The sequence below is a fragment of the Nonomuraea sp. NPDC049141 genome (assembly GCF_040648415.1).
In the GTDB taxonomy this organism is placed as follows: Bacteria; Actinomycetota; Actinomycetes; order Streptosporangiales; family Streptosporangiaceae; genus Nonomuraea.
On the sequence record NZ_JBEZDR010000032.1, the window covers coordinates 1 to 17,551 of the forward strand.

Sequence of the window (17,551 nt, forward strand, 5' to 3'; positions counted from 1 at the left end):
CTCGGGAGGGTGTGGGAGAGTAGGTCACCGCCGGACAATTTTTGTTCGGGAAGGGCTCCACGTTTACGCGTGGAGCCCTTTCTGCGTTTACGGGGCCTTCTGACGGCCATGGCCGGTCCGCCGACAGGACTGGCCGGCGGTGGGAAGGCCGACTCTACGGAAGCCGGCCTCCGAGGCGCCGGCGTGCTCCGTGCCGTCAGGCTTTCAGCGGCGCCTGGCCGACCGTTCGAGCGTTTCAGGGCGGGGCTTCGCCGTTGGTATGGCAGAACCTGCGGGTGTACCGACCGAGGCCCGCCCGGTCGGTACACCCGCAATGTAGTAGAGCATCGGTCATGTAATCGACAGGACCTCCTCGCCCCGCCGTACGACGTGCGCGTTGGATCTAAAAAGCTCGCGGGTTTTTGCACCTGGGAATGGCTCTCTGTGAGATTCTGATTACATGGCGTTGAAGGGTCGGCGAGCCACATACGACGAGCGACTGCACGCAGTTCGACTCCTTGAGCAAGGGGAGTCCGCGGATGAGGTCGCTCGGATTCTCAACGTGTCCCGGCGGTCGTTGTTCGGCTGGCAGCGCGATTACCGCGAGCGCGGCGAGGAAGGCTTGCGGACGAAGAAGACGCGCGGGCCTGACTCCAAGCTCACCGCCGAGCAGATGTCCAGCCTGTATGCACTGCTGGTGGGCTGTGATCCGCGCCAGTTGAGCTTCGGACTTGCGCTGTGGACCCGCAAAATGGTCCAGGAGCTGATCTGGCGGCGCTTTGCTGTCAGGCTGAGTATCGCGAGCGTCGGGCGCGTGCTGGCGAAGCTCGGAATGTCGCCGCAGAAACCGTTGTACAAGGCCTATCAGCAGAAACCCGAATTGGTCGCCCAATGGAAGGCCGAGGACTACCCGAAGATCGTCAAGGAGGCCGAGGAGTGCAACGCGATCATCTTCTTCGCAGATGAGGCGGCACTGTCCACGCACTACCACCGAGGCACGACCTGGGCGCCGACCGGACGGACGCCGGTCGTCACGCACACCGGCGCCCGAAGGTCGGCCTTCATGCTCTCAGCGGTCGAACGGCAAGGCACGCTGCGTTTCCAGATCTTTGAGGAGAGCATCAAGGCCACGCACTTCATCGCATTCTGTAAACGCTTAATGTCAGACAGCGACGGCCGCCCTGTGTTCCTCATCCTCGACAACAGCAGGGTCCATCACGCCAAGATTCCCAAGAAGTTCGCCGCCGACAGCAACGGCATGCTCAGGCTGTTCTACCTGCCCGCCTACTCGCCGGAACTCAACCCCGACGAGTGGGTCTGGAAGAACGTCAAACACGACAGGGTCGGCCGCGCGGCCGTCGACGGCATCCAACAGATGAAGAAGCTCATACTCTCGGCACTACACAGCCTCCAGAAGACCCCGGCCCTCGTCCAGGGCTTCTTCCACGACCCCAGCCTCGCCTACATCACCCACGCGCACCGATAGTGCAAGAATCCATGATCTCCTTAGATCCTCCTTAACCGTCCTCGGCGCATGCGCCGGACCGGGATCTCCACAGCCCTGTGCATATGACGGCATGCGACCGTGGATTGTGCCGTCCGCCGAAACCCGCCCGTCCCTCAGGATTGCGCTGGAGAGCCTGGAATCGGCCGGCAGAGCGCGTTCGGTGTCATATTTTCGTGATCACCATGATCTGCCCGTTGCCGAGGCCTTGTTCGCTCATGCCGTTATCTTGCCTGGCACGGGGTGATTGACCGTCCGAGGCAGCGCGGTCATCAGCGCTACCAGGACGATGGCGGCCGGCACTCCCCAGAGGAGGACGTCGGGGATGGCCGCGGCCGTCGCCTGCGGGCTGGGGGCGTGGCCCTGGAGTTCCCGGGTGAGCAGGTTTCCGAAGGCCGAGACACCGAGCGAGAGACCGAGGCCGCGGATGGACACGGTGGCGGAGGTGGTGGCGGCCAGGTCCGCGGGGGAGGCCGCGTTCTGTGCGACGACCACCAGGTTCTGCATCAGCAGCCCGAAGCCGGCGCCCAGCACACCGAGCTCCAGGGCGAGCAGCGCGTAGGCGGTGCCTGCATCAAGCTGGCTCAGCAGGGCGAACCCCAGTGCGACGATGGCCGAGCCGACGAGCAGGTAGGGCTTGAACCGGCCGCCGGCACCGATGCGGGCACCGGCCAGAGAGGACACCATCATGAACGTGATGACGTATGGATTGAGCGCGAGGCCGGCCTGGGTGGCCCCCATGCCGTACGCGGTTTGCAGATACGTGGGCAGGTAGACGATCGAGCCGCCGAGCAGCGCGCCGAGTAACGCGGTGGCGGGCAGGACCACCCGCAGAGCGGGGTTGGCGAACAGCCGGAGCGGGATCAAGGGGTTGGCCGCACGCCGCTGTCGCCATGCGAACAGCGCCAGCGATGCCGCGAAGACTCCGATCAGGATGAGGATCACGCCGGATGTCCACGGGCGGGTCCGGCCGCCCCATTCGGCCACCAGCAGCAGGCTGACCGTCGCGCCCGTGAGCAGGACGGCCCCGGCGACGTCGACCTTGCCGTCCCCGCCTGACTTGGGCAGCCGGAGCGCGTAGGCGATGAGGGCCATGCTGAGCAGGCCGAGGGGCAGATTGATGTAGAAGATCCAGCGCCAGCCCACGGTGTCGGTGATCAGGCCGCCGGCGAGCGGGCCACCCACACTGGCGACGGCGAAGACGCCGCCGGTGAGGCCCTGGACCCTGCTGCGCAGGCGCTGTGGATACAGCTCTGACAGGGAGATCGTCGGGAGGACGAACAGGGCGCCGGCGCCGATGCCTTGCAGGGTCCTGGCGGCCACCAGTTGGGACATCGTCTGTGCCACGCCGCACAGTGCGGAGCCCGCGACGAAGACGGCTACCGCGGTGATGAACACGGCGCGCCGGCCGAACCGGTCGCTGATGCGGCCGTAGAGCGCGCCGGTCGCGGTCGAGGCCAGCACGTAGGAGGTGATGATCCAGCTGATCGCGTCCATGCCGCCCAGGTCCGCGGCGATGTCGGGCAGCGCGATGGCCACCACCGTCTGGTCTAGGACCGACAGCAGCATGCCGATCAGGAGCCCGGCTGTGGTGAGCGGAACGTTGCTCGTCGCCTGCGGGGTGTCGGACGCGGTCTGGGTGAGTTCTGCGGACATGGCCCTCAGCCCTTCGCCCGCGCGAGCGGATTGGGCAGGTCGAAGTCGGCACAGAGCAGATCCTGGTCGATGACCGAGCCGGTGACGGTTCCGCTGGCCGCGGCGGCGATGACCGCGGCCAGCGGCATCGGTACGGTGGCGCGCCGCGCCATGTCGCCTGCCGCGTAGACGCCCGGCACGCTGGTCTGGCCGAACTCGTTCACCTCCACGCACCCATCGGCGAAGAACCTGCAGCCGAGGCGGATGGCCAGGTCGGAGCGCTGGCGCGGCACGTTGACGACGAACACCGCGTCTCTGGCGAGCGGCGGGCCGCTCTCGAACACGATCTGCTCAAGCCTGTCGCCCGCCGCCTCCAGGCGGGCGATGGGTTCGCATCGTACGGTGACGCCGTTCGACTCCAGCTTCGCCCGCGACGCGGGGTCGAGCGGTTCGCCGCCGGTGCAGAGCGCGACGTCGGCGGCGAAGCGGCTCAGTTGCAGCGCCAGCCGTACCCGGGCCGGTTCCGCGCCGATCACCGCGACCGGCTTTCCGGTGCATTCATAGCCGTGGCAGTAAGGGCAGTGGAAGGCGGATCGGCCCCACAATGCTTCGACCCCGCGCGGGCCTGGAAGCTCGTCGCTCAGCCCGGTGGCCAGCAGGAGCCGCCGGGAGTTCGCCGCACCGCCGTCGGACAGATCCAGCTGGAAGCCGCACTCGTCGACAACGCGGACGCCGGTGACCGTCTCGGCGCGGAGCTGAACGGCCGGATAGGCCGACAGCTCCTCGCGGCCGAGCTCGCGCAACGCGGAAGGCGGCATGCCATCCCGGGTCAGGAAATTGTGCACCGCCTCGGCCGGGGCGTTGCGGCCTTCCCCGGCATCGAGCAGGAGCACCGAACGGTGGCTCCGTCCCAGGGTCAGGGCGGCGGCCATCCCGGCCGGGCCGCCGCCGACTATGACAACGTCGAACATGTCTGCCTCCAAGAGTGGTCGTGCTTGACTCGGAGGCAAGTCTGCAAGTTAATGTCAACATGAAGTCAAGCGATACCATGCGCATCGGGGAGCTCGCCGAGCGGTTCGATCTCGCGCCGCACGTGCTGCGCCATTGGGAGGCGATGGGTCTGCTGACTCCGGCCGCCAGAGTGAACGGCCGCCGCCGCTACACCCGCGATCACGTCATCCGCGTCATGACGATCATCCGCGCCAAGGGCGGAGGGATGAGCCTGGAGCAGATCCGGGAGGTGCTCAACGTCACCGGCCAGGCCGAGCGCCGGGCACTCCTCCAGCGGCATCACGCGGAGCTGGAGCAACGGCTCGCGGAGATAGCGGCGTCCAAGAAGCTGATCGAGCACCTCATGGAGTGCGGCGCGGACGACTTCACCCAATGCCCCGATTACCGGCGCATGGTAGAACGCGCGGCCGGGCTCCAGAGCCTCGACGAGGCCGACTGCGTGATCTGAACGGTGTCCTTCGTCCGGCAGCACCAGAGCCGTTGGGCGGTGCCGCGCGGCTGGAAACCGGCTGCTGTGACCGGCAACTATCCGCCGCGTCCCGCTCGCTGATTCGGATGTGACGTTATGCCACCCGAGAGGTTCACATCTCGAGGTCCTAGCATGGAACTCGAAGATCAGAGCTAGGGGAGAGTGACAGTGACGACCGAAACCGACCTACGGCACCTGCGGCGATGCGTGGAGTTGGCGACGAAGGCGTTGGAGGTGGGGGATGAGCCGTTCGGGTCCGTGCTCGTTTCGGCTGACGGGATCGTGCTCGCCGAGGACCACAACCATGTGGCCTCCGGCGACAACACCCGGCATCCGGAGTTCGAGCTGGCTCGCTGGGCCGCGGCGCATTTGACGGTGGACGAGCGGGCGGCCGCGACCGTCTATACCTCTGGGGAGCACTGCCCGATGTGCGCCGCCGCTCACGGGTGGGTCGGGCTGGGCCGCATCGTGTACGCGAGCTCGTCGGAGCAGCTTGCCGGGTGGCTCGCCGAGCTGGGTGTCCCCGCGCCCCCTGTGCGGACGCTGCCCATCCAGCAGGTCGTGCCCGACGCCGTGGTGGAGGGGCCGGTGCCGGAGCTCGCGGCGCAGGTGCGCGAACTGCACCGCCGTCGTCACAGCGCCCCCTGAGGCGCCGGGACGGTACAGGCTCGGCGGGCCCCCTCGAACGTCTCGGCAGGCTCCCTCAAACGTGGAGTTCTCCCGACAGCACCGTGACCGCTCGCCCCGCGAGGTGAACGCGGTCCCCGTCCAACCGCACGTGCACCAGCCCGCCCCGAGCCGACAGCTGCGCGCCCACCATGGTGCGCAGCCCCAGCCGCTCCCCCCAGTAGGGCGCCAGCGCGCAGTGCGCCGATCCTGTGACCGGATCCTCCGCCACCCCTACGTTCGGTGCGAAGAAGCGTGACACGAAGTCGGTCGAAGACCCCTTCGCCGTGACGATCACGCCACGGGCCGGCACTTGGGCCAATGCCGCGATGTCCGGCGTGAGTGCCTGTATCGCCGCCTCCGATTCCAGCTCCACCACCAGGTCGAGATTGCTCGTCCCGACCTGCACCGGTGCAGCTCCGAGCGCTTTTTCCAACCCGTCGGGAACGGCTGCCGGCGTCACTTCCTTCGTCGGGAAATCCATCGTGATCATGCCGTCGGCCATGCGATTCACGGTGAGCGTTCCACTGGCCGTACTGAATTCGAGCTGACCGCCGGCCGCACCTGTGGAATAGAGCACATGTGCGGTGGCCAGCGTGGCGTGCCCGCAGAGGGAGACCTCGACGGCGGGGGTGAACCAGCGGAGCGAATCGCCGAGCAGGAAGGCGGTCTCCGACAGGTTCATCTCCGTGGCCACTGCCTGCATCCATGACTCGGGAGCGGGGGACTCCAGCAGGCACACCGCGGCAGGATTGCCCCGGAAAGAAGTGTCGGTGAAGGCATCTACAGTGAACACGCGCATGTATGGAGGCTATCGGGGGAGAGATATCCAGGTGAAACCGGGACGCTAGCCGTACAAAATGGAATTAGTTGTGGGCGTGTCGCATGGCGAACTTCTCGGCGTCGGTTACCGTCCAATAGTGGGACGAGCCGATTGCGGTGAGTTCCTGAGGAAAGGACAAGCCGATGGGGGCAGTGCGCAAGGTGGTGAGCTACCTTGGCCTGGGTGGGATCGACCACTACGACGACGGCTACGACGACGAGCAGTACGAAGAGGAGTACATGCCGGCGGCGGAGCGGGCGGCGAGGCGCTGGCGGTCGACCGCCGACTCGTCACGAATCGTGATGGTTCAGCCGCTTAAGTATAACGACGCGCCGATGATCGGGCAGCACTTCCGTGATGGCCAGACGGTGATCATGGATGTGACGGGCATGCCGATGCCGGAGGCGACCAGGATGGTCGACTTCGCGGCCGGTCTGGCCTATGGCTGCGAGGGGCGGATCGAGCGCATCGCCGACCGCGTGTTCCTGCTCGCGCCGGCCCACGTGGAGATCGAGAGCTCCTAAGCCGCGCGCGGGCCGCGACGGATCAGCCGAGTGAGCTCGGTTGAGTCGTCCGCGGCCTGCTCCGCACGGGTGACCGCCTCTCGCGCGTATCCGTGCAGCGCCCAGACCGCGCCGTCGGCCAGCTCTTTCAGCTCGGCGATCTGCGTGGTCACGTAGCGGGCGTCCGATTCGATGGCCTTGCGGCGCCGCCAGAGTCGCCAGCCCGCCAGGCCGAGCAGCACCACCCCCGGACCAGCGAGTACGGGCACCCCCAGCCCGTCGGCCAGCAGGGCTCCGAGGAGGAGAGCGACCCCCGCCACGATCAGCGCGATGGCATCCCATGGCGGCCGTCGCCGCATGGTCCCCTGGACCACGATCTCGCGCTCGGCAGCCGCGAGCGAGCTCTCCTCGGGCCCCTCGGGGTGCAGTTCGATGCGGTGGCCGAGCAGTGACACCGTCACGGTGGCGGGCGGCGCCATGCTGCTGTCGGATTCGAGCTCCTCGGCGACACCGCGCAGTATCGGGCCCGCCACGTGCAGGGCGAGCGCCGCCAGATGCGGATCGGCACCGGGGCGCAGGTCGTCGAGGAGGTGCGAGGTCAGCGAGGCCATCGGCCCGGCGGGGCCGCCGAGGCCGATGAGCGAGCGGAGCACGGCGAGCGGCTCGTCCTCCTCCCACGTGCCGGCGGGACTGCCGGAGCTGTTGGTGAGCGGGGTGGAGGCGTCATGCTCGGCCTGCCGCGCCGAAGTGATCTCCGCGCACCGGGCGCGCAGCCGGGCGAGCCGCGCGGCGGCCTGGACGGGCTTCGCCAGTGCGGGGATCTCCGCCATCTCGGGGAAGTCGAGCAGCGAGGCGGGTACGACCACCGACGGCTCACCGGGGAGGAGCGCCTGCGTCCACTGCGCCGCGTCCGCGTGCTCGGGTACGCCCACCGTGTCGAGCTTGCGAAGCACGAAGATCTTCCCGGCGGGACCGTAGGCGCCCCTGGCCGCGGCCAGCCAGAGCGAGCGCTGGCCATGGGTGACCGGCTGGTCGAGCGACAGGTCGCCGAAGGCGGTGCCGAGCCAGGAGGCGTGGATGCGGCTGCCGTGACCGGCGACGGCCAGGGCCAGCGCCAGGAAGAGCGCGGTCTGCTGCTGGTCGCGCCCGGCGGCCTTGCTCAGCGGCGCCAGCGGATCGTCACCGGTGAGTATCGCGACCAGCGCCTCGACGGCGGGCGGCAGCCAGTAGCCCGGTTTGTCGGGAAAGTCGGGCGGAGCCGGAGGCACGGTGCCGTTGGCGGCCAGGTGGGACAGCAGAGCCTCGGCATAGCGGTGCAGCTCGGTCGCTGCTTGGGGGTCGGCAGTCAGGTCCGTGCTCAAGGCAGAGAACTCCCCCATAGTGGCCTCAGTTCATGACCGCGTAAAGCCTAGCCGGGGGGCGCGCCGTCCAGGTGGAGGCGCGCCCGCGACGTGCTACATGCGCTCGGGCACCGGGACCCCGAGCAGGTCGAGCCCGGTCTCCAGGACCCGCAGGGTCAGCGCGCAGAGAGCGAGCCGGTGCGCCTTCGTCTCGGCGTCGACTCCGTCCTTGGCCACCGGGCACTCCTCGTAGAAGGTGCTGAAGAGGCTGGCGGTCTCGAACAGGAAGGCGCAGAGCCGGTGCGGCTCCGACAGGGTCGTGACCTGCTCCACCAGCCCGCCGAAGCCCAGCAGGTGGAGGGCCAGGGCCCGCTCGGCTGGATGGCCGAGCACGATGCGGTCGGTCGCGTCGGCCGGCGCCACTCCCGCCCGGCGGAAGATCGACCGGATCCGGGCGGTCGCGTATTGCATGTAAGGGCCGGTGTTGCCGTTGAACCCGAGCATGCGGTCGTAGTCGAAGACGTATTCGCTGTCGTGGCTGACCGCCAGGTCGGCGTATTTCACCGCGCCTATGCCCACGGCCTGCGCGATCTCGGCCCGCGTGGCCTCGTCGTAGCCGCGGTCGGCGATGGCCGCCGCGGCCCGGTCGACCGCCTCCTGCAGCAGGTCCATCAGCTTGATGGACTCGCCGGACCGGGTCTTGAACCGGCGCCCGTCCTTGCCCAGCATCATGCCGATCTGGACGTGCTCGGCCGAGACCGTGTCGGGCAGCCAGCCGGCCAGCTCGGCCGCCGCGAACACCATGCGGAAGTGCAGCGCCTGGTCGGCGCCCACCACGTAGAGCATGCGGTCGGACTTGAGGTCTTCGACCCGGTAGCGGATGGCCGCCATGTCGGTGGAGGCGTAGCCGTAGCCGCCGTCGCTCTTCCTGATGATCAGCGGGAGCGGCTTGTCGTCGGAGCCGATGAAGCCGGGCGGGAAGACACAGAGCGCGCCCTCGCTCAGCACGGCGACCCCGGCGGCCTCCAGGTCCTGGCAGGTCTTCTCGAGCAGCGGGTTGTACATGCTCTCGCCGGCGATGTCGGCGTCGGTGAGCGTGACGCCGAGGATGCTGTAGACCTTGTTGAAGTAGGTGATCGTGGCGTCCATGAAGACGTGCCAGAGCCGGAGGGTCTCCGGGTCGCCCGACTGGAGCATGGTCACCCGCTTGCGCGAGCGGACCTTGAACTCCTCGCCGCCGTCGAACTGGCTCCTGGCGGCCTGATAGTACTCAGTGCCCATGCCGGCTTCGAGCTGCGCGACCGCGGCCTCCTCGCCGATGTCGAGCAGGTGCTCGATGAGCATGCCGAACGGCGTGCCCCAGTCGCCCAGGTGGTTCTGTCTGACGACGGTGTTGCCGAGGTGCTCGTGCAGGCGGGCCAGCGAGTCGCCCACGATCGTGGTGCGCAGGTGGCCGACGTGCATCTCCTTGGCCGCGTTGGGCGCGGAGTAGTCGACCACCACGGTCTGCGGAGGCGTGGCGAAGCCGACGCCCGTGCGCGGGTCGGCGAGCATCCTGGCCGCCTTGGACTCGACCCATGAGTCGTCGAGCGTGATGTTGAGGAAGCCGGGACCGCTGACCTCGACCGTGCCGGGGAAATCGGACAGCTCCGTCCTGATGGCCTCGGCGACCTCCCGCGGTGCCCGTCGCAGTCGCTTGGCCAGGCTCAGCGCGACGTTCGCCTGGAAGTCGGCGAACTGGGAGGGCCGGATCAGCGGATCTGCGTCGGCGTACTCGGAGCCGAACGCGTGCGCCAGCGCCTGCTGGACGCGCTCGGTGAGCACTATCTGCGGGTCGGTCATGGTCTAAGGGTACCGGCGAGCTTGACCGCCACGCTGATCGCCGCGGCAGCCACCACGGAGATGCCGACGGCGGTCAGATCGTTGCTGAGATCGCCGGGTTCGAGGGCGAAGAAATGCCGGACGAAGGGGATCGCCAGGGACAGCCCGAACAGCCCGGCCATGGCGACGATCATGGCCATCCGCCCCAGGGTGAGCGGCTTGGTGATCAGGATGAGCACCCACCACGTGGTGAGGAAGAGCGCGATCACCCCCGACGTACGATCCTCGGTCAGGGTGGAGGTGCCGGTGTGCGCGGCCCAGAACGCCAGGAACACCGCGGCCGCGCAGAGCACTCCGGCGGGTACGGCGAAGCGCATCACGCGGGGGACGAACCCGGGCTTGGCCCGTTCGAGCGTCGGTGCGAGCGCCAGCACGAACGCCGGGATGCCGATGGTCAGCGCGTTCACCAGTGTGGAATGGCGTGGCGCGAACGGGAACATCAGCCCGAGGACCCCGGTGAGCAGCGAGAGAGCGATCGCGTAGAACGTCTTGGTGAGGAAGAGGTTCGAGACCCGCTCGATGTTGGCCAGCACCCGGCGGCCTTCGCCCACCACGTGCGGCAGCGAGGCGAACTTGTCGTCGAGCAGCACCACCTGGGCGACGGCCTTGGTGGCGGGACTGCCCGCGCCCATCGCGATGCCCAGGTCGGCGTCCTTCAGCGCGAGCACGTCGTTGACGCCGTCGCCGGTCATCGCGACGGTGTGGCCGCGCGACTGCAGCGCGCCGACGAAGGCGCGTTTCTGCTGCGGGGTGACGCGGCCGAACACGGTGTGGGTGTCGAGCAGCTCGGCCAGCTTGCCGGGGTCGTTCTCCGGCAGGGTACGGGCGTCGATCGCGCGATGGCCGCCCGGGATCTCCAGGCCGGTGGCGATCGCGGCGACGGCATCGGGATTGTCACCGGAGAGCACCTTGACCGTGACGCCCTGCTCGGCGAAGTAACGCAGGGTCTCGTGCGCGTCGGGCCTGATGCGCTGCTTGAGCGTGACGAGCGCGACGGCCACCGTCTCTGAAGTCGTCGCCCTTTCGAGGCTGTCCGTACGGCATAACGCCAGGACCCGAGTGCCGGTCGAGGCCAGTTCGGCGGCCCGCTCATAGCCGTCGGCCGTGCGGTCGAGCAGGACGTCGGGGGCGCCGAGCAGCCACACCCCGTGGGGGCCGAAGTCGGCGCCGCTCCACTTGCGCGCCGAGGAGAACGGCACCACCTCGCCGGCCGTCCACCCGTCGGCCGCCGCCCGGTAGCGGGCCTGGATGGCCTTGGCCGTGGCGTTGGGCCGGTGGTCCACGTTGGCCAGGGCGGCGAGCGCGTGGTCGACCGGCTGGTCCTCGCGCAGGGGCAGTACCTCGCCGAGGTCCATGCCGCCCGCGGTGAGCGTGCCGGTCTTGTCGAGGCAGAGCACGTCCACCCGGGCCAGGCCCTCGATCGCGGGCAGCTCCTGGACCAGGCAGTCGCGGCGGCCGAGCCGTACGACGCCGACGGCGAAGGCGATCGAGGTCATCAGCACCAGGCCCTCGGGGATCATGGTGACGATGCCGGCGACAGCGCCGGTGATGGCGGTGCCGAAGTCGGTCGAGTTACGCAGCTGGCTGTAGAGCAGCAGCGCGCCGATCGGGATGACGAGCCAGGTGATGTACTTGATGAAGTTCGTGACGCCGTCACGCAGCTCCGAGCGCGCGAGGTGGAACCGGCTCGCCTCCTCCGCCAGCCGTACGGCGTAGGCGTCGGTGCCGACCTTGGTCGCGACGAACGCGCCCGAGCCCGCGACGGCGAAGCTGCCCGACAGCACCTCGTTGCCCGGCCGCTTGTGCACCGGATCTTCCTCGCCCGTCAGCAGCGATTCGTCGATCTCCAGCCCGTCGGACTCGACGACCTCGCCGTCGACCAGCAGGCGGTCACCGGGCCCGAGCAGGATCAGGTCGCCGAGCACCAGCTGGCGCGGCCGGAGCTCCTGGTCGCGGCCGTCGCGGCGGACCCTGACCGGCGATTCGTTGATCACCGCGAGCTTGTCGAGCGTGCGCTTGGCCCGTAACTCCTGCACGATGCCGATCAGCGAATTGGCCACGATGACCAGCCCGAACAGCCCGTCCTGCCACGCGCCGAAGATCAGGACCAGCGCCCAGAGCAGGCCGATGACCAGATTGAACAGCGTGAACACGTTGGCTCTGATGATCGCGCCGAACGACCTGCTCGATCGGCGCGGCACATGGTTGGTCTTCGCCCCCGAGACCTGTGCCGAAGTCAGCCCGTCCACGCAACCCCCAGCTTTGTGGATCTGCCACAGACTATGAGGTTCTCAGCCGATGCGGGCGTTGTGTGGCCGCGATTCTGTCGCCGATGCGCGCGACGACGCCCTGCGCGGACAGATCGGCGGCGAGCCGGCAGGCGGCGCTGATGCCGGCCGCTCTGGACGAGCCGTGCGCGATCACCACGGTCCCGTTCAGTCCGAGCAGCACGGCGCCGCCGTGGGCTTCGGCGTCGAGGCGGCGGCGCAGCTCGCGCAGGCGTGACCGCTGCATGAACGCCCCCAGCTTGGACATCCTGCTGCCGTCGATCGTCTGCCGGAGCTCGCTGAACGCGTAGCGGACCGCGCCTTCCATGGTCTTCAGCGCGACGTTGCCGGTGAAGCCGTCGGTGGTGATCACGTCGGCGACGCCGGTCAGCAGGTCGTGGCCCTCAACGTTGCCGATGAAGTGGAGGCCGGGGGAGCCTTGCAGGAGTTCGTGGGCCCGCTTGACGATCTTGTTGCCTTTCTCGGCCTCGCTGCCGATCGTGAGCAGGCCGACCTTCGGCTTGGCGATCTCGTAGGCCAGCTCGGCGTAGACGGACCCCAGATGCCCGAACTGCAGGAGCATTTCCGGCTTGACCTCAGCGTTGGCGCCCGCGTCGAGCAGCAGTGTGGGCTTGGGCAGCGTGGGCAGGGCGACGGCGATGGCCGGCCGGAGCACCCCCGGCTGGGCCTTGAGCCGGAGCCGGCCCGTGGTCACGATCCCGGCGGTCGAGCCGGCGGACACCACCGCCGACACGTCGCCCCGCCGTACCAGATGGCAGGCGATCGCGATGCTGGAGCGGGGGCGGCGCAGGCTGGCCAGCGCGCCCTCGTCCATCGCGATGGTCTCCTCGGCCCGGACGATCGGGATCTCCTTGGTGGCGTCGTGGTCGGCGAGCGCCTCGTAGAGCACCCGGGGCGAGCCGACGAGTATCACCGACAGCCCGCGCTCCCGCACGGCGTGCACGGCCCCCGCCACGATCTCGTGTGGCGCGTGGTCGCCGCCCATGGCGTCGAGCGCGATCGGCTTGGTGTCGGACAAAAGGTCACCTCGTACGGCTCGCGGTGCGTTCCTGTGGCGTGGCCGGAACGCGGTCGCGATGCGGTCGCCCCCCTGTCCGCATCGTAGGCACGCTGCGCACCGGGCCGGTCGGCGGGTGGCCGGCTCAGCCGACGCTGCGCAGGTTCCAGTCGGAGACCTCGCGCGACACGATGACCTTGGAGAACATCGACCGGCCCGTGACCCGGATGAGCGGGCCGTCCTCGCGGGTGCCGCCGCCGGTCACGTGACGCTTGCCGAACATGGAGCCGCCCTCGTCGATCACCTGGGCGTTGTCGGGCACGAGCACGATCAGCTTGCTGAAGCGGGCGTCGGCCTCGATGGTGATCTCCCGGCCGGGCAGCACGGCCTCCGACAGGTCGATGATCAGCGCGCCGAACCTCGCCGACAGCCTGGTGTGGCGGGAGGCGACCCAGCGGCCCTTCCTGATCACCTTGCTGAACTTCGAGTCGATCGTCTGCTGCTCGATGGTGAGAGAGCCGATGTTTGGCGCCGTCACGTCGGGCAGGTCACGGGTGATAGGTGTCAGGTCGCCGACGGTCTTGGCCGAGTAGGTGGCGTCGAGGCGGTCGGCGTGTTCGAGGCTGGTGAGCATTCCGGTGGCGAGTGCCTCGCTGAGCACCGCGGCCACGCGGTCGCGGTCGGCGTCGGAGGCACGCAGGACGGGGTCTGAGGTCACGATTCATCATTCTATGCGCAATCGCGATATGTCGCGAGTGGTCAAACCTCAAGGAAAACTTGGAGCCCAAGGGAACCGGGGACGCTGTGCATAGCGTCCGGGTATAAGAACCGTAGACGCATGACAGGCGCCAGAGGTTTACAGCGGATCGAACAAAAAAGATGGGAAAGGCCTAGTGATCTTGAACCAGGCGGGCACGCGCCGCTTCCGGGCGTACACGTCCAAGCACCTCGACGAGCTCCTGCAGCGTGCGGGGCTCGACGATGAGCAGCGGCTGCGGGTACGCGCCGTTGCCACGGTGCTGCCCTTTCGGACGAACGCCTACGTGGTGGACGAGCTCATCGACTGGTCGGCGGCGCCCGACGATCCCATATACCGTCTCGTCTTTCCCCAGGAGGACATGCTTCCGTCCACGGACGTCGCCCGGCTGGCCGACCTGCTGAAGGCCGAGGCGCCCAACGTGGAGATCCAGGCCGAGGCCAACCGAGTGCGCGCGCAGCTCAACCCGCACCCGGCCGGGCAGAAGGAGCTCAACGTTCCCCGGATCGGCGAGGAGCCGGTGCCGGGACTGCAGCACAAGTACCCCGAGACCGTGCTCATCTTCCCCAAGCAGGGGCAAACCTGTCATGCATACTGCACCTACTGCTTCCGGTGGGCACAGTTCGTCGGGGACGCGGACCTGAAGTTCGCCTCCGACGACATCGACCAGATGGTCTCCTACATCCGCCAGAATCCATCGGTCACCAGCGTGCTGATCACCGGCGGCGACGCCATGATCATGGGCGAGTCGGTGATCAGGCGTTATATCGAGCCGCTGATCGGCCTGGAGCAACTGGAGTCGATCAGGATCGGCACCAAGGCGCTGGCCTACTGGCCGCAGCGGTTCGTGACCGACCCCGACGCCGACGCCACGCTCGAACTGTTCGAGCAGGTCGTGGACGCGGGTAAGAACCTGGCGTTCATGGCCCACTTCACGCACCCGCGCGAGCTGGAGTCGCCGCTGGTCGAGTCGGCGGTCAAGCGGATACTCGGCAGCGGGGCGACGATCAGGACCCAGGCGCCGTTGATCCGGTCGATCAACGACGATCCCGCCATCTGGTCGAGCATGTGGCGGCGCCAGCACACGATGGGGATGATCCCGTACTACATGTTCGTCGAGCGCGACACCGGCCCGCAGGACTACTTCGCGGTCCCGCTCGCGCGGGCGCACGAGATCTTCAGGGAGGCCTACTCGACGGTCTCCGGGCTCTGCCGGACCGTCCGGGGGCCTTCCATGTCAGCCACCCCTGGGAAGGTGTGCGTCGACGGGGTGGCGGAGATCGCCGGGCAGCGGGTGTTCGTCCTCCACTTGATTCAGGCCCGCGACCCCTCTCTGGTCGGCCGGCCGTTCTTCGCGGAGTACGACCCGTCCGCGCGGTGGCTGACGGATCTGCGTCCGGCGTTCGCCGATCGGTTCCCCTTCGAGATCGCCGCGGAGAACGTGCTCGTGCCGGCCTGAGCGGTCAAGCGCGTGTCCCGCAAGCGGAAAAATTGAGCCCCCGGCCCGTGACAATTGTTTTCCCGGCCGTTGTCAACGGGCCGTTGGGGTGCACCTTCCGAACGCGGGTGACGTCAACGGAATATCCGGAATAGGCCCCTGCTATTTCGCGATTTGTCTCCCGACTCGCTGCCTGTTCCATGATCGCTCCCAGGGCCGGGAAGGCCGTGTGACACGGACTTTCCGCAGTCTGCGCCCCGCCGGTCGCGGTGATACAACTGCGTCGGTAGCTCAGCCGGGACGGCGCGCTTCGTGTGGTGCCCATAGCGTGTACGCCGCGGCAATCGGGGGTTATCGATACGCGTCTCCGCTGTATTCGAGAGCGATCGATCACGAGCCGGGAAGGCAAATATGAAACCTGTAATAAAACTGGCGGTCGCCGTCGCTGTATTCGGACTGGCCGCGGTGCCGGTCGGGCCGGCGGCCCAGGCCGAGGCCCGCGACTCCGCGGTCGGGACCCTGCCGGGTGGCGGGGATCCGATCGGTGGTCTGAGCGGTCTGTTCAGCGGCGTCGGCGGGAGTGGCCTGCTGGGCGGGCAGTTCGGGGCTGCGGACGCGGCCAGGCGGGCCGGCCTCGGGTCCAACGTCGAGTACCTCGGACGCCGCCTGAACCCCCCGCCAAGCGAGCGCACGGGCGACCGTGCGAACAAGGCGCGGGTCACGGGCGACCGTACGGGCACGGTGCGGGTCACAGGGGACCGTACGGGCATAGTGCGGGTCACGGACGACAGTGCGGGCAGGACACGGGTTACGGACGGCCGCACGGACAAGGCGCAGGTTACGGGCGGGGTGCCCGCTGCGTCGCGTCCGGTCGAGGGGCGTACGGGATCGACGCGGCCCACGGGCCGGGTGCCCAGGGCGTCGCGTCCCGCCGAGAGCCGCACGGACGAGGCGCCGGTCGCGGGCTGGCGTGCGGACAAGTCGCGGGTCACGGGCGGGGTGCCCGCTGCGTCGCGTCCGGCCGAAAGGCGTACGGGATCGACGCGGGTCACCGGCGGGCTGCCTGACGCGTCGCGTCCGGTCGAGGGGCGTACGGGGTCGACGCGAGTCACGGGCCGGGTGCCCAGGGCGTCGCGTCCCGCCGAGAGCCGTACGGACGAGGCGCGGGTCACGGGCTGGGGGCCCGCTGCTTCGCGTCCGGCCGGGAAGCGTACAGGGTCGACGCGGGTTACCAGCGGGCTGCCTGCTGCGTCGCGTCCGGTCGAGGGGCGTACGGGGTCGACGCAGGTTACGGGCCGGGTGCCCCGTGCGTCGCGTCCGGCCGGGTCGGTCGCGTCCATCGACGAGATCGCCCCGCTCGTCGAGGGCGCGTCCCGCGCGGTCTCGACCGCCGGGACGAAGGCCCCCGCGGGCCGCAGTGACACGGTGATCCCGACCGCTGAGGCGGGAACCGCCGTGAGCCACGGCGACGCGGTGGTCTCCGCCAAGGGGGCGGGCAACACGCTGCTCCCGGGCGCGGGGGCAAAGGCCGCTGTGAGCCGCAGGGACGCGATGGTTCCGGCCACGGGGGCGAAGGCCTCCGTGAGCCGCAGGGACGCGATGATCTCGACCGCCGCGCGATGACGGGCGAGATCTCGGACTACTTGCCCCACGACTGATCGTGGTGCCTTCCGGATGCCGGCCGCTCGGGTCGTGGCGGAGGTTCGCGGGCTTCAAGGTGCCGGTGCCCGGGAACGGGCCGCGGCGGCGACGAGGTGTCGCGTCCGGCGAGGCGCATGATCGAGGGTGGTGCGTCCCCAGACACACCGCCATAGAACCGGCGTGGCCGGTCGGCGAGCCCCCAAAGGTGCCGGGTGCTCGCTACGGCCGCCGCGCACAGGTCACGAGCCGCCCGCGAGAGCGGGTGGTCTCATGACCGGCCCGGGAGCGCTCGTGCACCGCGCCACACTGCAGGGCTGAGGTGCCGCATGAGTCGCACCCGCCGCCGGCCCCGGATCTCCGGGGCCGGCGGCATCGTCATGTCTAAGGCAGGCGTACGCCGGTGCGGCGGGCGATCTGGGCCTGCAGTCTGGCCATCTGCCAGTGAAGGTCGACGAGTTGCTCGGTCAGTTGGGCCCAGGGAACGTCTGCCACGTCCTCGACGGCCAGGTGGTCGATCGCGGCCGCAAGCTCTCCCATCGCACGCTCCCGCTCCATCGGCATCCTCGTATCGAAACAACGTTCGAATGATATCGGAACACCGGCCACGCTGTCAGTCATT

15 protein-coding genes are annotated in these 17,551 nt (G+C 68.9%); 6 read left to right on the top strand and 9 right to left on the bottom strand.

Annotation, left to right across the window (positions count from 1 at the left end):
- Positions 1 to 439 precede the first annotated feature (439 nt).
- The gene (locus tag AB0B91_RS57130; protein ID WP_358340281.1) at positions 440 to 1,465 is read left to right on the top strand and encodes an IS630 family transposase; all 1,026 of its coding nucleotides are present in this window, start codon (positions 440 to 442) and stop codon (positions 1,463 to 1,465) included.
- 234 nt (positions 1,466 to 1,699) lie between these two features.
- Here the strand turns inward: AB0B91_RS57130 and AB0B91_RS57135 are convergent, their stop codons facing one another.
- Together AB0B91_RS57135 and AB0B91_RS57140 are read right to left on the bottom strand one after the other, a co-directional pair.
- On the bottom strand, positions 1,700 to 3,139 hold the full coding sequence (locus tag AB0B91_RS57135; protein WP_358340282.1) for an MDR family MFS transporter: 1,440 nt from the start codon (positions 3,137 to 3,139) through the stop codon (positions 1,700 to 1,702).
- Positions 3,140 to 3,144: 5 nt separating this feature from the next.
- A complete protein-coding gene (locus AB0B91_RS57140) occupies positions 3,145 to 4,089 on the bottom strand; it encodes an NAD(P)/FAD-dependent oxidoreductase (protein WP_358340284.1) in 945 nt (314 codons plus the stop codon).
- Positions 4,090 to 4,148: 59 nt separating this feature from the next.
- Here AB0B91_RS57140 and AB0B91_RS57145 point away from each other — a divergent pair, with 59 nt between their 5' ends.
- Positions 4,149 to 4,577: a MerR family transcriptional regulator gene (locus AB0B91_RS57145; protein ID WP_358340286.1), complete on the top strand. Its 429-nt coding sequence runs from the start codon at positions 4,149 to 4,151 to the stop codon at positions 4,575 to 4,577.
- Between the two features lie 189 nt (positions 4,578 to 4,766).
- The gene (locus AB0B91_RS57150) at positions 4,767 to 5,246 is read left to right on the top strand and encodes a nucleoside deaminase (RefSeq protein ID WP_358340288.1); all 480 of its coding nucleotides are present in this window, start codon (positions 4,767 to 4,769) and stop codon (positions 5,244 to 5,246) included.
- 55 nt (positions 5,247 to 5,301) lie between these two features.
- Here AB0B91_RS57150 and AB0B91_RS57155 read toward each other — a convergent pair whose 3' ends face one another.
- Positions 5,302 to 6,066 carry a PhzF family phenazine biosynthesis protein gene (locus tag AB0B91_RS57155; protein ID WP_358340290.1) on the bottom strand — a complete coding sequence of 255 codons (765 nt, stop codon included), beginning with the start codon at positions 6,064 to 6,066 and terminating at the stop codon, positions 5,302 to 5,304.
- 164 nt (positions 6,067 to 6,230) lie between these two features.
- On the opposite strand from AB0B91_RS57155, the gene AB0B91_RS57160 reads away from it, so the two are divergent.
- Positions 6,231 to 6,611 (top strand): cell division protein SepF, encoded by a 381-nt coding sequence (locus AB0B91_RS57160; protein ID WP_358340291.1) that lies wholly within the window; start codon positions 6,231 to 6,233, stop codon positions 6,609 to 6,611.
- On the opposite strand, the gene AB0B91_RS57165 is transcribed toward AB0B91_RS57160, so the two are convergent.
- From AB0B91_RS57165 to AB0B91_RS57185, 5 genes are all read right to left on the bottom strand, one after another.
- Positions 6,608 to 7,951, bottom strand: a complete 1,344-nt coding sequence (locus AB0B91_RS57165; protein ID WP_358340293.1) for a hypothetical protein — start codon at positions 7,949 to 7,951, stop codon at positions 6,608 to 6,610. The two genes, AB0B91_RS57160 and AB0B91_RS57165, sit on opposite strands and share 4 nt — an antisense overlap.
- A gap of 93 nt (positions 7,952 to 8,044) precedes the next feature.
- Positions 8,045 to 9,772: an arginine--tRNA ligase gene (gene argS, locus AB0B91_RS57170; protein ID WP_358340295.1), complete on the bottom strand. Its 1,728-nt coding sequence runs from the start codon at positions 9,770 to 9,772 to the stop codon at positions 8,045 to 8,047.
- Complete coding sequence (locus AB0B91_RS57175) at positions 9,769 to 12,060, bottom strand: HAD-IC family P-type ATPase (RefSeq protein ID WP_358340297.1); 2,292 nt, start codon at positions 12,058 to 12,060, stop codon at positions 9,769 to 9,771. The genes argS and AB0B91_RS57175 overlap by 4 nt, the downstream gene beginning before the upstream one ends.
- A gap of 31 nt (positions 12,061 to 12,091) precedes the next feature.
- Complete coding sequence (gene plsX, locus AB0B91_RS57180; RefSeq protein ID WP_358340299.1) at positions 12,092 to 13,117, bottom strand: phosphate acyltransferase PlsX; 1,026 nt, start codon at positions 13,115 to 13,117, stop codon at positions 12,092 to 12,094.
- 124 nt (positions 13,118 to 13,241) lie between these two features.
- A complete protein-coding gene (locus AB0B91_RS57185) occupies positions 13,242 to 13,814 on the bottom strand; it encodes a DUF1707 domain-containing protein (RefSeq protein WP_358340301.1) in 573 nt (190 codons plus the stop codon).
- Between the two features lie 175 nt (positions 13,815 to 13,989).
- Here AB0B91_RS57185 and AB0B91_RS57190 point away from each other — a divergent pair, with 175 nt between their 5' ends.
- Together AB0B91_RS57190 and AB0B91_RS57195 are read left to right on the top strand one after the other, a co-directional pair.
- Complete coding sequence (locus tag AB0B91_RS57190) at positions 13,990 to 15,312, top strand: lysine 2,3-aminomutase (RefSeq protein ID WP_358340303.1); 1,323 nt, start codon at positions 13,990 to 13,992, stop codon at positions 15,310 to 15,312.
- 390 nt (positions 15,313 to 15,702) lie between these two features.
- Positions 15,703 to 16,914 carry a hypothetical protein gene (locus tag AB0B91_RS57195; RefSeq protein WP_358340305.1) on the top strand — a complete coding sequence of 404 codons (1,212 nt, stop codon included), beginning with the start codon at positions 15,703 to 15,705 and terminating at the stop codon, positions 16,912 to 16,914.
- A gap of 399 nt (positions 16,915 to 17,313) precedes the next feature.
- Here AB0B91_RS57195 and AB0B91_RS57200 read toward each other — a convergent pair whose 3' ends face one another.
- Positions 17,314 to 17,469 (bottom strand): hypothetical protein, encoded by a 156-nt coding sequence (locus AB0B91_RS57200; protein ID WP_214644543.1) that lies wholly within the window; start codon positions 17,467 to 17,469, stop codon positions 17,314 to 17,316.
- Between the last annotated feature and the right edge of the window lie 82 nt (positions 17,470 to 17,551).

Excerpts from the sequence above, each read along its gene's own strand:
- AB0B91_RS57200 (WP_214644543.1), bottom strand. The coding sequence starts at position 17,469 with ATGGGAGAGCTTGCGGCCGCGATCGACCACCTGGCCGTCGAGGACGTG.
- AB0B91_RS57130 (WP_358340281.1), top strand. The coding sequence starts at position 440 with ATGGCGTTGAAGGGTCGGCGAGCCACATACGACGAGCGACTGCACGCA.
- AB0B91_RS57140 (WP_358340284.1), bottom strand. The coding sequence starts at position 4,089 with ATGTTCGACGTTGTCATAGTCGGCGGCGGCCCGGCCGGGATGGCCGCC.
- AB0B91_RS57160 (WP_358340291.1), top strand. The coding sequence starts at position 6,231 with ATGGGGGCAGTGCGCAAGGTGGTGAGCTACCTTGGCCTGGGTGGGATC.
- AB0B91_RS57135 (WP_358340282.1), bottom strand. The coding sequence starts at position 3,139 with ATGTCCGCAGAACTCACCCAGACCGCGTCCGACACCCCGCAGGCGACG.
- AB0B91_RS57155 (WP_358340290.1), bottom strand. The coding sequence starts at position 6,066 with ATGCGCGTGTTCACTGTAGATGCCTTCACCGACACTTCTTTCCGGGGC.
- argS (WP_358340295.1), bottom strand. The coding sequence starts at position 9,772 with ATGACCGACCCGCAGATAGTGCTCACCGAGCGCGTCCAGCAGGCGCTG.
- AB0B91_RS57195 (WP_358340305.1), top strand. The coding sequence starts at position 15,703 with ATGAAACCTGTAATAAAACTGGCGGTCGCCGTCGCTGTATTCGGACTG.
- AB0B91_RS57145 (WP_358340286.1), top strand. The coding sequence starts at position 4,149 with ATGAAGTCAAGCGATACCATGCGCATCGGGGAGCTCGCCGAGCGGTTC.